Annotated in this window: 12 protein-coding genes; 7 read left to right on the top strand and 5 right to left on the bottom strand. The window is 43.1% G+C overall.

Annotation, left to right across the window (positions count from 1 at the left end; genetic code table 11):
• On the bottom strand, positions 1–1,330 hold a 1,330-nt coding region (locus tag LYNGBM3L_RS29350; RefSeq protein WP_044495294.1), incomplete at its 3' end, for a DUF3370 domain-containing protein.
• A gap of 210 nt (positions 1,331–1,540) precedes the next feature.
• Between LYNGBM3L_RS29350 and LYNGBM3L_RS29345 the strand changes: the two genes are divergently transcribed.
• Entirely contained in the window at positions 1,541–1,888 is a 348-nt protein-coding gene (locus LYNGBM3L_RS29345) for a hypothetical protein (protein ID WP_131826867.1), read from the top strand.
• A 4-nt stretch (positions 1,889–1,892) separates the two neighbouring features.
• Positions 1,893–2,105 carry a hypothetical protein gene (locus LYNGBM3L_RS42065; protein WP_131826866.1) on the top strand — a complete coding sequence of 71 codons (213 nt, stop codon included), beginning with the start codon at positions 1,893–1,895 and terminating at the stop codon, positions 2,103–2,105.
• Between the two features lie 80 nt (positions 2,106–2,185).
• On the opposite strand, the gene hpsE is transcribed toward LYNGBM3L_RS42065, so the two are convergent.
• From hpsE to LYNGBM3L_RS29335, 3 genes are all read right to left on the bottom strand, one after another.
• Positions 2,186–3,148 carry a hormogonium polysaccharide biosynthesis glycosyltransferase HpsE gene (gene hpsE / locus LYNGBM3L_RS29340; RefSeq protein ID WP_008189986.1) on the bottom strand — a complete coding sequence of 321 codons (963 nt, stop codon included), beginning with the start codon at positions 3,146–3,148 and terminating at the stop codon, positions 2,186–2,188.
• A gap of 275 nt (positions 3,149–3,423) precedes the next feature.
• Positions 3,424–3,750: a hypothetical protein gene (locus LYNGBM3L_RS44535; RefSeq protein ID WP_165691800.1), complete on the bottom strand. Its 327-nt coding sequence runs from the start codon at positions 3,748–3,750 to the stop codon at positions 3,424–3,426.
• A gap of 325 nt (positions 3,751–4,075) precedes the next feature.
• Positions 4,076–5,506: a sugar transferase gene (locus LYNGBM3L_RS29335; protein ID WP_008189982.1), complete on the bottom strand. Its 1,431-nt coding sequence runs from the start codon at positions 5,504–5,506 to the stop codon at positions 4,076–4,078.
• 1,109 nt (positions 5,507–6,615) lie between these two features.
• Here LYNGBM3L_RS29335 and gmd point away from each other — a divergent pair.
• The 3 genes from gmd to LYNGBM3L_RS29320 all read left to right on the top strand — a co-directional run bounded on the left by gmd (position 6,616) and on the right by LYNGBM3L_RS29320 (position 11,512).
• Positions 6,616–7,695 (top strand): GDP-mannose 4,6-dehydratase, encoded by a 1,080-nt coding sequence (gmd, locus tag LYNGBM3L_RS29330; protein ID WP_044495291.1) that lies wholly within the window; start codon positions 6,616–6,618, stop codon positions 7,693–7,695.
• A 176-nt stretch (positions 7,696–7,871) separates the two neighbouring features.
• Positions 7,872–8,816 (top strand): GDP-L-fucose synthase family protein, encoded by a 945-nt coding sequence (locus LYNGBM3L_RS29325; RefSeq protein ID WP_008189979.1) that lies wholly within the window; start codon positions 7,872–7,874, stop codon positions 8,814–8,816.
• A 494-nt stretch (positions 8,817–9,310) separates the two neighbouring features.
• Complete coding sequence (locus tag LYNGBM3L_RS29320; protein WP_008189977.1) at positions 9,311–11,512, top strand: GumC family protein; 2,202 nt, start codon at positions 9,311–9,313, stop codon at positions 11,510–11,512.
• Positions 11,513–11,534: 22 nt separating this feature from the next.
• On the opposite strand, the gene LYNGBM3L_RS29315 is transcribed toward LYNGBM3L_RS29320, so the two are convergent.
• Positions 11,535–12,173 carry a DUF1361 domain-containing protein gene (locus tag LYNGBM3L_RS29315; RefSeq protein WP_008189975.1) on the bottom strand — a complete coding sequence of 213 codons (639 nt, stop codon included), beginning with the start codon at positions 12,171–12,173 and terminating at the stop codon, positions 11,535–11,537.
• A 296-nt stretch (positions 12,174–12,469) separates the two neighbouring features.
• Here LYNGBM3L_RS29315 and LYNGBM3L_RS29310 point away from each other — a divergent pair, with 296 nt between their 5' ends.
• Positions 12,470–13,261, top strand: coding sequence for an SAM hydrolase/SAM-dependent halogenase family protein (locus LYNGBM3L_RS29310; protein ID WP_044495410.1), 792 nt, complete (start codon positions 12,470–12,472; stop codon positions 13,259–13,261).
• A 35-nt stretch (positions 13,262–13,296) separates the two neighbouring features.
• Positions 13,297–13,950 (top strand): DUF2301 domain-containing membrane protein, encoded by a 654-nt coding sequence (locus LYNGBM3L_RS29305; protein ID WP_008189970.1) that lies wholly within the window; start codon positions 13,297–13,299, stop codon positions 13,948–13,950.
• Positions 13,951–14,256 lie beyond the last annotated feature (306 nt).

The raw sequence follows: 14,256 nt of genomic DNA, 5'->3' as shown, positions 1-14,256 counted from the left end.
CTTGGGGGGGTGTCGAGTCTGGGGGATAGAGAAAATCGACTTGCACCAGCCGCTGGTCAAGGGGTGGCATCTGCAACCTAACTAGGGTATCCCCCTGCTCACCACGCCGTTGTACCAAATGCACATAGCGCGTCCGAGGTAAACCTTGATCATCCTTATAGCTCAATTGCACTGTCCCCCGGAAAAATATTTGCTTAGCTGGAGCCTTTAAAAACCTTAATCCTCCCTGGATTTGATCTTGTTTAATCGGTGTCTCAATAGCCAGGGTGACCGTTTGAGTATCCCCGGTGGGATTAATCAGTGGCAAGGTCAGGCTGTATTGCACCCCATAATTACCATGGGCAAAATAGGCGGTATCTGGATAACGGACTAACATCGGCGCACTCTGAATTTGACCAGTACCTAACCTGCCATGATGGAGGGTACTCAGTCCGTAGGAAAAGGCTTTTCCCGGTTGCGGAATAGTTAGAGATTGAGCAGTAGGATTATCCACTAACTGAGCTTGCCATCTAGAGCCTCGGGCTACTCCTGCCACTCGACCGTAGATAATTGAACCAGTAGTAGCAATTGGATCACTCGGGGCGCGATCGCGTGGTCCGGCTAACTCCCCTTGCTCTAATAAATCCTGCCATTGAGCTATAGTAGGAGAGCGTTCATTGCCATCACTATCTAAAGGTGCATACTGGGCAAGACTAGCGGCGTATACCTTTCCATCACTGTATAACCGCATCAAAGTTGAGCGACCATTAATAGGTGGTGTCAAGGTTCGCACTGGAATTGGGAGATTCAGCAACATGCGACTTTGCTGAGCCTGAATCACCAATTGGGCAGGAAATCCGTCTTGCCTACCTCCACGCAGGATATCACTCATCACTCGGCTACCAGGCCCAGCATAAACTCTACCGGCAGAATTATCTACTTGGGAGGGCAATTCGATAAATGGTGCATCAGGCTGACTCAGGTAACTAGCTGCCTCAATAATATCTACTGTTACTGGTTCTTTGCCTGGATTGTGGAGGATAATCCCCAGATAGAGGGTGCGCAAATCGTCTCGGGTGGCTGCTTTAGCAACATGGTGGGCAAAGATATCAAAGCGCCCCTGAAATGGAAAGTTTAAGTGAGCCCCTGGGTTGGCTTTGTCAGAAGGGGGAAATGTGGACAGTAAAATTCCTTCAGTCTGTACTAGTTCGGGACTGTTGCTGTTGAATACGGGTACATTATCTAGTTGTCCTGGTAGAGGGCGTATTTCTTGGAGTTGCACGATTTCTACTTGAGGTGTTGGTGCTGGGGTGGCTTGAGCCAGGGTGAAATTTAGTAAAAATGGCAGCATGGATTTAGGGGTTTTAGTTAAACCAAAAGTGGTTAAACCATAAAGACGCGAACAGGCAAAGATTTGGATCAGGGTGCCATCTGCTAAGTTCAGAAACTCTGTTAGTTACAGGTTTTTAGTCACAGGTGTTGGCTAACTGGGAATTCTGAGTTTTAGTGATGTCAGCTGGAATTTTCCAGTATGGCATGGGAATATATTGAATCTATAACTATGACTTTTCTTTACCACCAAGTTTCCCTTGCCCAACTTTCCACCAAGGCACGTTCTGATCGCACACGCTGGCAGTCAGGAACTGAATTAGCTATGGTTACCTATGGGGAAGTGTCTCTTGGTTTTATTGTCCCTCTGGAAATTCTAACTGCTTTGCCCACTGAGGCGGTTGCTGGAATGCCCCTAAAAGAACTACAGCGTTGGCTGTTTAGAAATCGGCAAGGATGGCTGGAAGGGATTATGGATGCTTTGACTCTCACTTACAAGAAACAGGAGGTACTGGGGTTGCTCCACCCTCGCTACTCAAATCAGTTATCAGAGCTAGTCAAAAGTAGACAATCGGCTTAAACCAGTGAGTATTTCAAGAAAATCCCACGTGAGCATCAAAACGCGAACGGAACAACGAACCGCTTCGCGTTCGCTCTTAGCGGAAGCTGAGGCCTTTGGCCACGCTACGCGAACGCTTCATCGCGTAGCAGCGACAGCCGCGATAATCGCATTTTTAGGTATTGCCTATTTGTGGTATTATATCACAATTTATGACCAATTTATGACCAATTTATGACTTCCCTCTTCCAGTTTATTCCCCCTGTTAATCCTTTTGAACTAGTTATTTGAACTAGTTATTTGAACTAGTTATTTGAACTAGTTATCATACTCAGCCAAATACCCATGTTTAAGGAGGTAAAAAGGACTCCATAGACTACTAATAAACAACTCCATTTGGCAAGCTGCAATTAAATCAGACTGGATAGAACCACCATGCTTGAGCCAGTGAAAGGTAATTTTGCGCAAATCGTTGGTCATATAAGCCACAGTTGCCAATGGTCTTAGCCAAGGTTTTACACTCAACATCCGGGTCACATGACGACTTAAACCAATCCCACGGAAAAATGGAATTAAATACTCACGTCTCAGACGCCAGCTAGGGATTTTGTGCTCAATTTCCATAGCAGGATTGTACCAGATTTCCCAGCCCTTAGCTTGGATACGAGACAACATCTCTAAATCTTCCCCAGTTAACATACTGCTCTTAGTGCGCCCAGTCAAAATAGGCCGAGAGGGCATACTCTCTAACCAAGCTTGTTTTCGCACAACCAACCCAGCTGAAGGTGGTAGTAATTTTTTGTGCGGTTCATAAAGTAATGGCTCACAGCCACGTTCAGTGATTGCTAAAAATGGCGCAAGTTTATCAAAATTTGGCGGAGGAGTGACTTCAAAAACACCATGGATTTGACTACCATAAGCACCAGAAGTAGGGTGAGATTTGCCAAAGGCGTAAGCAGCAGCTATCCAAGACATTGATGGAATCGTGTCATCGTCTAGGAAACCCACTAGTTCACCTCTGGCTTCCTGAATGGCACGGCATCTGGCATAAGCTGCCCCTTGTTTCGCTTCAAAACAATACCTCAACGGATATTGCCTTGGCCAATTGGCTTGATAAGCGTGAACAAGCTTAGCGGTGCCGTCAGTGCTGTTGTTGTCAATAACAATAACTTCCCAGCTGAGTTGGTCTTGCTGGCAACAGTCTCGCAGTCGGTCTAAGACTTCTGGTAGACGGTTCTGACCGTTGTATGTGGGGATGGCAACAGTTAACTTAATAACCATAGTTTTTTTCTGAATGTAGAAAAATAACCCTAACTAATTATTGAGAATATTCCCAAGTGTTAAGCAACATTATCTCTCTCTGAGGATATAAATTGTTATTGGTTTAGGCAATTTAACCGATACTTTAAGCGGAAAGCTTACACGCTACGCGCGCCCTTGGGTTTGCTTTCCGCAAACAGCTATCAGCCCCTCAGCCCCTGCAGCGAAGGAGCTTACCTTCAACAGCTAACCCAAAAGTTCAGTTTATGCCCGTGGGAAGTATCTATTGATAAATGCTATAGCAAAGGGAACAGCGGATCACCGGAACAGCGGATCACCGGAGTAGGGAGTAGGGAGTAGGGAGTAGCTGACAAGGGTAGGTTTTTTACTTTGGAGATAGGTAATAGGTAATAGGTAATAGGGAATGGGGAATGGGGAATGGGGAATGGGGAATGGGGAATGGGGAATGGGGAATGGGGAATGGGTAATCGGAACCCACCCCTAACCCCGACCAGGAGGGGAAGAGCGGGAGATGGGTCGGTAATCGGTGGAAATTCTGGGAGATTTTCCGACAGACATATTTGGCGAAATTTCAACAAGAGTGCCAGTACGTACTCGCCCAAATGTAAAAAACCTACCCAAGTGAGGTAGGGAGTAGGGAGTAGGGAGTAGGGAGTAGGGACTGCATCAAGACAGACTACATAATTTTATGGCATAAAACTATGATTTAATTGCCAATTAACTGAGAAATAATTTATTCTGACACCAAGTTGCGGTCAAACGTACAACTTTCTCTTCTCCCAATCTCCCAATTTCCCAATCTCCCTATCTCCCTATCTCCCTATCTCCCTATCCAACCAATCTACTATCTTTGAATGCAACTCGGTATGACTCTTGACTCGAAGCTCCTGAATCCTGGATAAAGTTAGTTATCTCGAACTCAGGTTACTAGTAAGCACCTTTTTTTTGTAAAAGCACTATGGCAGTTTTTACTAAAATCTTCAAATCTAGCCATAGTGACCAATTTTCCATGTAAAAAGTATCTAGACGTACCACTTCTTCAAAAGAAGTAATATCGGAACGACCCGACACTTGCCAAAGTCCGGTTATTCCCGGTAAAACTGCATGACGTATAAAGTGTTGTTCAGAGAATTTATTGACATCTCTGATTGGCAAGGGCCTAGGACCAACTAAACTCATTTCTCCAAAGAGAACGTTAAATAATTGGGGAAGTTCATCTAGGCTATAGCGGCGGATGAATTTTCCTACTTTAGTAATCCGTGGATCATCTTTTATCTTAAAGAGAACACCATCTTTCATTTCATTACGAGCTTCTAGATCTTTGAGGCGTTGGTCAGCATCCACAAACATACTGCGAAATTTCCAAGCCTTAAATCGTTTATTATGTAACCCCACTCTTTCCTGTTTGTAAAATATCGGTCCTGGCGAATCAAGCTTGACTAAAACGGAAATACTAACAAACAGTGGCAAAAGCACAATCATTACTAATACAGAAAGCACAAAATCAAAACATCTTTTTGCCCAAAAGTCAATACCAGTAATTAGAGGGGGAGAAAACCGTATGGTAGGTACACTAGCAATACTAGACATCTCCAAGTTTTGGTAAATAGGTCCTAATTCTGTACACAAAATTCGCAAGGTTATACCTGCGTTTCTGAGACTCCAGTAAAAGAACATATAATCTTTTACCTTGTTCCAAGAGCAAACAAAGACTTCGGCTACCTCTAGAGCACTAATTTCTTTAATAAAATCGGATATGTTCGATTTATCTAACAAATTAACATCGAAGAATTTAATAATGCCATAACAATCTTCGTTCCCCAGTAGTTGAATTGCTTTTTGTTGTTGATCTGGTGAACAGATTATCAGGGTTGGATAGCGAAGTAAACCTTTTTTGCGAAGCCGTTTCAGAATAAAATCTATTCCTAAGCGTCCGATGCAGACAAGAGCGAGGCTTAATAGCCACAACAAACTATAAATTGGTTGAATCACAAATTGATCGGGCTGATACAGGCAAGCAATAACGAGTAGACTAATCTGGGAAAAAGTGATTGTCTGGGCTAGAGCTAAGTAGTCACGGCGTTTGTTACCAGAATTATAAAGGTCTTGTAAAGCAAGCAATAAAATTTCCCAGGGTATGACTACATAAACTAGTATTGCTTGATTGACTATTCCCCAATCATTATTTATGTGATTACCAAAATTAACGGCAATTAAGCATGCCATCAATAGCATGAATACATCAGTGACAACTAATGTAACGATGCGAAGCCATACAGCATAGGTATTGCGACGAAGTTTGGCAAAAACAGGATCACGTATATCAAATCTATAGGTTTCAGTTAAGGGCAGTTCCATGACAACTCCATTAATTAATATCCGATGAAAACCAAATTATTATAAATAATACTCAATGGTATTTAATGCTAACTACTTGGATTTAATACTTATAAAAAAATGCTAATTCTTAGAACATATTATTATAATTTAATAAAAAAACACTAAATAAATTTTAACTACGGCGGTTTGCATAACTATCAGGTACACAGGATTGTTTTCCCTCTTCCCTCTTAGCTGCTCCCTGCTCCCTGCTCCCTGCTCCCTGCTCCCTGCTCCCTGCTCCCTGCTCCCTAAAAAACCATAATTTTGTACCTAATTGAATTGCAAACCGCTGTATGACCCTTATCCATCAATTTAAGCAAATCGGCCATTTTTTTGATTCAATACAGAGATTTTTTGCGAGGAACCAGCGATAACCGCAAAAATAAAAATATCAACGATTATCTATACAAATAAATAGGCACAAAACCGGATGGTTTTGAAAAATGGTTAGACTTCCTATCTAAGTATAAAAATGCCGTACACTGAATTTTGTTTGATGCTTGACTAAACCAGTGTTTCAAAAGTCTACCTCATACTAAACCATGGGGCTAGACAAACTAATTCACCTGCGCATCCTCATAAAATTTGAGAACTTATAACCTGCGCAATTAGGCTAAATTTGTAAAATTTTTAACTTTAAAGACACCCTCTAAGGTGGAATGCTCCCTACTTATATCTATGCTAAACTACTGCATTAGTGGCGATGCATGTAATCAAATGTGAGGCTCCCTATTTGGGAAGGATGTTTGCCTAAAAAACTATCATCAAAAAAAATCACAAACATCCTTATCGGTTCGTCAAAAAAAAGCAACTACCAACTTTGTAGCGCAAAATTTTATTTACGTCAACACTATTTTATTCTTTAAAGAATTGTATTAATCGATAATTTTGAACTTTCTGTGGAGAATATGTGAAATTTTGGCTGAGAGGTTATTTACGGTAAATTCACTACAGCCACAAATAAATTTTTGAGTTAACGTGGTGATGATTCACTCCCATGCAAACTGGGAAGTTTGCATGGGAGATTTTCTCGGGAAGCAATATCTACCAAAATTGCCCACATTACATTACAGGAAAAGGAAAAAATGACGGAACCAAAGAGAGCGCTAATCACTGGAATTACAGGTCAAGACGGTTCCTACTTGAGTGAGTTGTTGCTAGAAAAGGGCTATGAGGTTCACGGCATTATCCGAAGGACCTCCACCTTCAACACAGATCGCATCGACCACATCTATGTAGACCCCCACAATGAAAACGCACGGTTCTTCCTACACTACGGTGACTTGACTGATGGTGTGACCCTACGCCGGATCTTAGAGGCGGTTCAGCCATTGGAAATTTATAACTTAGGGGCTCAATCCCATGTTCGGGTCAGTTTTGACTCCCCAGAATATACCGTTGACTCGGTGGGAATGGGTACTCTCCGACTCTTGGAGGCGATTCGAGACTATCGTCAGCGCACCGGTATCGACGTGCGTTTCTATCAAGCTGGTTCTTCTGAGATGTTTGGGAAGGTACAGGAGATACCCCAAAAGGAAACTACTCCATTTTATCCCCGCTCTCCCTATGCCTGTGCTAAAGTGTATGCTCACTGGCAAACTATAAACTATCGTGAATCCTATGGCATGTTTGCCTGCAATGGTATACTATTCAACCACGAATCACCCCGTCGAGGGGAAACCTTTGTAACCCGCAAGATTACCCGAGCAATTGCCCGAATTGTCGGAGGTCAGCAGAAAAAACTCTACCTGGGTAATCTTGATTCTAAGCGAGACTGGGGTTACGCTAAGGACTATGTCAAGGCAATGTGGATGATGCTCCAGCAAGACAAACCAGATGATTATGTGGTAGCTACTGGTGAAACCCACTCGGTTCAGGAATTTTTAGATATTGCCTTCAAATATGTCAATCTGGATTGGCATGATTATGTGGAGTTTGACAAGCGTTATTTGCGTCCTGCTGAGGTAGATCTACTTATTGGTGACCCCACCAAGGCAAAGAAGAAGCTGGGTTGGGAGCCATCTGTAACCTTTGAGCAGTTGGTAGCCTTAATGGTAGAAGCGGATTTACAAGCCTTGGGTCTGTCGCTCCCTAACGGCAAAAGTACTCAACCTTTGAATGATCAAGCCTATATCCGTCAAGGCTTAGCTACGATGGTTGACTAATCCGTTAGTTTATGACTGATTATGAAGGTAGCATCGGTGATGCAAGCCAATACATCTGACCCACAAATCCGGATCGATAGGATTTGTGTTGAATAATGACTCAGTATATTCCTGCTTGCATTGCGATGTACCAGACGGTGATAGTTCTCCAAAAGCTAGGCAAGGATGACAAATAAATGGTAAGTTTAGATCTTAGTAATAAGAGAATTCTAGTTACTGGTGGAGCTGGATTTCTAGGGCGTCAGGTAGTTGATCAGTTGTGTAAAGCTGGAGCGGATGCACAGAAGATTACTATTCCGCGATCGCGTGATTATGACCTGCGTTCTTTAGAGAACTGTCAAAGAGCTGTGGTTCAGCAGGATATCATCATTCATCTTGCTGCTCACGTTGGTGGCATTGGTCTTAATCGAGAAAAGCCAGGTGAGCTATTCTATGACAATTTAATGATGGGTACTCAGATAATTCATGCTGCCTATGAAGCTGGTGTGGAAAAATTTGTCTGTGTTGGTAGCATCTGTGCCTATCCCAAATTCACACCAGTACCGTTTAAAGAGGATAACCTCTGGGATGGTTATCCGGAAGAAACCAATGCCCCTTATGGGGTTGCTAAGAAAGCTCTTTTAGTCCAGCTACAAGCCTATCGGCAACAGTATGGATTCAATGGCATCTACCTGTTACCCGTGAACTTGTATGGTCCGGAAGATAATTTCGACCCCAGCAGTTCCCACGTAATCCCTGCCCTGATTCGTAAAGTCTATGAAGCCCAACAAAAGGGAGAAATGAAATTGCCAGCGTGGGGTGATGGCAGTCCTACCCGTGAGTTTCTCTACTCAACTGATGCAGCACGGGGTATTGTGATGGCTACCACGGATTACAATCAACCAGAGCCAGTTAATTTGGGTACAGGCTATGAAATCTCAATTCGCGATTTAGTTGAGTTGATTTGCGAATTGATGGAATTTAAGGGAGAAATTGTCTGGGAAACTGATCAACCCAATGGTCAGCCTCGCCGTTGTCTGGATATTGAACGAGCGAAGGAGGAGTTTAACTTCACTGCTCAGATGGAGTTTAAGCAGGGGTTGAAGAATACTATCGACTGGTATCGACAACACGCTAGCTAAATCTACCCAAACCCATTTTAGGTAGGGGCGAAGTATTTGTACCTGGATATGTAGCTTAAACAGTAGCTCCAAGAGTGCCAGTTTGTATACAAATACTTCGCCCTCTAAGGGGAAAGCCAGACAGACTTTAGTAGAAGAGTAATCAAAAGACAATTTATATCCTGTCTGGAAGCATTAAGAGTGTAAGATTTGGTAATTAGTAATGGGTAACTGGGAATTGTGATGACTACCAAACTATTACCCATTACCATAAAAACTTATAAAATTAACACTAAAACCAAATATACATGATAGGAAAATTTTTTTTTATTCTTGTTAACAACTCTAACTTAATCAACTATAATCAACCAACATCCTAATTTGTTTTAATTTATATAGCATCTAACTATAGATAGATTTATAAAAAAAATACCTAGCTTCTGACGGTGAAAAAAGGGTGAGTAATCTACTAATTTTTTTTTGCAGTGAGTATTAAACTTTTTTCCTGAGCAATTATGGAAGCTATAGACTATTCAGAAGAAATAGATTTTCAGAAATACTGGCTAGTTCTCAAACGGCGCTTTTTGCCAGCTACCCTAGCCTTTGGTGGTGTTCTCGGTCTTGCTGCATGGTATGCCTCCTCTCAAAAAACTGTTTATTTAGCAGCAGCTCAACTGCTGTTAAAGACAGATAATTCCTCTTCTCTGACCGGGTTGGATAATCCAACTGGCACGATTGATAATGTGGCTCGCCAGAGCGACCCCTTATCTACGGAAGTAGAAATTATTCGTTCCAGACCAATTATAGAAAAAACCATCAGAGCTCTCAACCTCAGGGATGAAAACGGTGAATTTTACCCTCCTGGGGTCATTTTAGGAGGACTGAGTGTCAAACCAATTTTGGGGACAGACATCCTAACCATTTCCTATCAATCCCCTGATGCTAATTGGGCAGAAAAGATCGTTAACACACTGATTAGGGTTTACATAGAGAATGATATCCAAACTAACCGAGCGGAAGCTGTCGCCGCTCGTGACTTTATTGAGAAACAACTCCCAAAAGTTGAAGCTACTGTCAGCCAAGCAGAAGCGGATTTGCGTAGATTCAAAGAAGCTAATAAAATATTAGATCTGCAACAAGAAGCTAGCATTGCAGTCGGGTCGATTGCCAAATTAGACGACGAAATTTCTCAACTTCAGGCTCAGTTAGCACAGATAAATGCTCAGTCTGAGGGCTTGCGCAATAAGATCGGTCTGGATACACAGCAAGCTGTCGCAGCTACGTCTTTAAACCAGTCTACTGGGGTGCAGGAGGCACTTAGACAACTCCAAGAGGTACAAGCTCAGTTAGCAGTCGAGCGCACCCGCTTCAACGATGAATACCCGACAGTGGCTAAGTTGGCTCTTCAGGAAGCTGCACTATTAGAACTACTACAAGAGCGAATAGCACAGGTCATTGGTAGCCAACAACCAGCGCCACCGGTTAATAGTTTGTTAGAGTTTGGACCGATCCAGCAACAACTGACTGCAGAACTGGTTCAGTCCGAGGTACAGCGTTTAGGGCTGACTAGCCAGCTAGCTGTTCTGACCAATACTCAGTCGGCTTACAAACAGCGGTCTAGAGTCCTACCGAGACTAGAGCAGAATCAGCGGGAACTGGAGCGACGGGTAGCTGCTGCACAAGCAACTTACCAAATTTTGTTAAGCAAACTACAAGAAACCCGAGTTGCGGAAAATCAAAATGTAGGTAATGCCCGTGTTATTTCAGAGGCTATCGTTCCTGAAAACCCGATTCCGATCCCAACCAACCTGATCCTGGCAGGGGGAGCCTTTGCTGGTATCTTAGTTGCGATCGCTACGGCTTTCTTGCTCGACCTCTTAGACAGATCGGTTCATACGCTCAAAGAGTTAAAAGAGTTGTTCAGATATACGTTGTTAGGGGTTATTCCAGACTACGGCAAGCTGGTCAGTACAAGCTATTTTGGTGGATTTTCTCAACAGAATGTTTTCCCCATTTTTCCGAGAGATTTGCCCCGCTCTGTCATCGGTGAAGCCTATCAAATTCTGCAAGCCAATCTGAAATTTATCAGTTCTGATCGACCACTGCAATCGATTGTAGTAACCAGTTGTGTTCCTAAGGAAGGCAAGTCTCATGTCTGTGCTAATTTAGCTGCAGCTATGGCTCAAGTAGGACGTCGGGTGTTACTAATCGATGCTGATCTGCGTTATCCATCTCAACATCATCTGTGGGAACTAACTAACTCAGTGGGTTTAAGTAATATTCTCGTGGGTGAGGCTCAATTTGATCAGGCTAAACAGGAAGTAATGACTGGTCTTGATGTTCTGATGGCTGGGGTCATCCCTCCAAATCCTGTGGCTCTTCTGGACTCTCAGAAGATGGCTTCACTGATGGAGAAGTTCTCACAAGAGTATGACTGCGTTATCTTAGATACTCCAGCATTAGCTGGTATGGCTGATGCCCCAATTTTGGGCAAAATGGCTGACGGCATTTTGCTGGTGGCCCGACCTGAAAAGGTAGATTCTGCAAGCGCTAATGCGGCTAAGGAAATTCTCAACAGCTCAGGTCAAAATGTTCTGGGGTTAGTTACCAATGGTGTAATCTTCAAAAACGAACCTAACGGCTATATCTACCACAACAGGGAAAACTATACTCCGCCAGATGTCAGTCAAGAAAAGGCTGAATGTAATCAGCCGTAAAACCTTGCACGCTGTGAATCTATTATCCAGAAGCTGCGCTGCCAGAACGTTGGTGGCGCATTCTGATCATAATTCCTAAGGTTATTTGCTTCATCATCCAGTAAAATACTGTCAGCACCACGAATGTTACGGCCATCACTAGTAGTGGACCTTTCGAGGTTAAATCATTAATCATGCCCTTAGCTAAGGTATTGGGTTGAGCAACCAAGTCCCAGCTGTTGAACCGTTGGAATCGTCCTAGATAAATACCAAAGGCGCACAGAGCATGAGTAATTAACTCAGCTGAGGAGATCAACTTTCCTAACCTTCGCCGCTGCAAATACTCACCTAGGTTCATCACAGATAGAACGTAAGCTTCAAAACCGGTTAGGATAACTAGCAGATGTTGGGGAATAACAACTAGAGTAATTGTCCATACTGAGTAATTCCTGCGAATGGCTTGAATTAGATGAATCACATCGGTGAGCAGATAGGGCGCATTGGGCAAAAATAGGATAAAAACTGCTAAACCTATCCACCATAATCCGGAGTGTAAGCCAGATTTACTGCGGAATAGCCAAAAACTTAGAGCTAATGGTATTGATGCTAGAAACAAATTCCAAGCCATCCAGTCATTGTTGCTATGCCAAGCTTTCCATACCTCAGTTAGTAATGTGTCCATAGACATGATTAGTGAACCTTTGCTCTAGGGTAGATTAGCCTTCTTAAGTGGTATTGAATTTAATCCTTATCCTAACTCATCCGTTCAGCCTTGAGCTTTGAGCTTGAGCTTTCATAGGTCATACTTCATACTTCAGCCTTAATAAGCGGTTGACGGTTGACGGTTGACGGTTGAAAGTTGAAAGTTGAAAGTTGAAAGTTTAAGGTTTAAAGTTGGAAGCCCTTGAAGCTCATAGCAATTCTGCCTCATTACCCCAGAAGGGATATGATAATCAGTCAACTGGATTTGAGATAACCATGCCTCAGAATCGGATTATTACTCTCCTGAGTGATTTTGGCTTACAAGATGTTTATGTGGGTGTGATGAAGGGTGTCATTGCCCAAGTTAACCCAACTTTGACTATAGTAGACCTGACTCACCAAATCCCCCCTCAAAACCTAGCCGCTGCTCGGTTTAATTTGCTCAATGCCTATCCCTACTTTCCAGCAGGGACAGTTCATGTGGCGGTGGTTGATCCAGGAGTCGGCAGTCACCGCAGAGCGATCGCTATCCAACTCTCACAGGGTTTCTTGGTCGGTCCAGATAATGGGCTATTCAGTGGAGTTTTAGAGCAATACCCACTCATGGCAGCAGTTGAGCTAAGCAACTCAGACTACTGGCGCACTAGAAATCCTAGCACTACGTTTCATGGTCGAGATATCTTTGCCAGTCTTGGAGCTCACTTGGCTAGTGGCTTACCAATCGAAAGGTTGGGAGAGGTAATTGAGCCAAACACTTTGGTAACACTAGATATGCCAATAAAAAGACTAACCGATGATGGGATTATTGGTTCTATCCAATATGTTGACCATTTTGGTAATTTAATCACCAATATCCCAGGAGCTGAGGTTGATGGCAAAATTTGGTCGGTTAAGATAAGCGATCGCATTATCCCCCATACTCAAACCTACAGCAATTGCCAACTTGGAGAGTACGTTGCCCTAATTGGTAGTCATGGTTGGGTGGAAATCGCTGTTAACGGTGGGAGCGCTAAGTCTCAATTACAGCTGGATTGGGGAGATACAGTGGAATTAAGCATTAAAAATTAGAATGTTAATAGTACCGAGTTCCTTTCCAGGATATTATGACCACATCACTACAACCATCTGAACCGGTAGTTTACCAAGGTCAGTTTGGGGAATTTACCATTACCGAAAGCGATCGCATTGGCGTAGTTATCTACCGTGCTGGCTTAGTGGTAGCAGCCTTGAGCTTTGCGATCGCGAGTAATTTAATTCTATTGCGGGGAGCTAGCCCAAGTATTTTAAATGTCCTGACTCCTCTTTATGGCTTATTCTGCCTTGCCCTAGGGGTTAGCTTAGTCACAATTCATATTTATCTAGCCCCCCTGCACCGCCTACTACAAATCTTTTGGGGCATTGGTTGCATTTCCGCCATTGTACTGGCATTTTCCAGCAATGAGCCCCTTGCTCTATACATTTATAACCATCCTATTTCTCTATTCGGAATTGGTTTTACCTTTGCAGCGTTAACCGGAATTTATTTCAAGGAAGCATTTTGCTTTAATCGCTTGGAAACTAAATTCCTAACTCCCCTAGTACCCATGCTGTTACTGGGACATATCGTTGGATTTTGGTCTACAGATTGGGAGATGATTCTATTAGGACTATGGGCGGTTTTGTTTATGGTGTTTGCCCTGCGTAAACTATTGCAACCGATTCCCGATGATATTGGTGATAAGTCGGTTTTTGAGTATCTCAAAAAGAAGCGTCTGTAAGCTAATAGCTAATAGCTATCAGCTATCAGCTATCAGCTATCAGCTATCAGCTATCAGCTATCAGCTATCAGCTATCAGCCATTGGCCTAAGGCCACGCTACACCGAACCGCTTTTGGATAAAATTAAGCACCTCAAGCAGCGTGAGCCTTAGGCTCACGGCTGACCGCTTGACCGCACCTCAAGTAGCGTGCCCGTAGCGCATATGCTTATGATCAGCTTTTCCCCAGACTTGAAATTCTCATTAATCTCGAACTCTTAAATTATACTGTTTGAGGTTTATTTTAACCTGACGGCTGACAGCTGAC

The organism is Moorena producens 3L, assembly GCF_000211815.1.
Taxonomy (GTDB): Bacteria; Cyanobacteriota; Cyanobacteriia; order Cyanobacteriales; family Coleofasciculaceae; genus Moorena; species Moorena producens.
The sequence above is the reverse complement of the archived record's forward strand: the minus strand, read 5'-3'. Positions and strand labels throughout refer to the sequence as shown.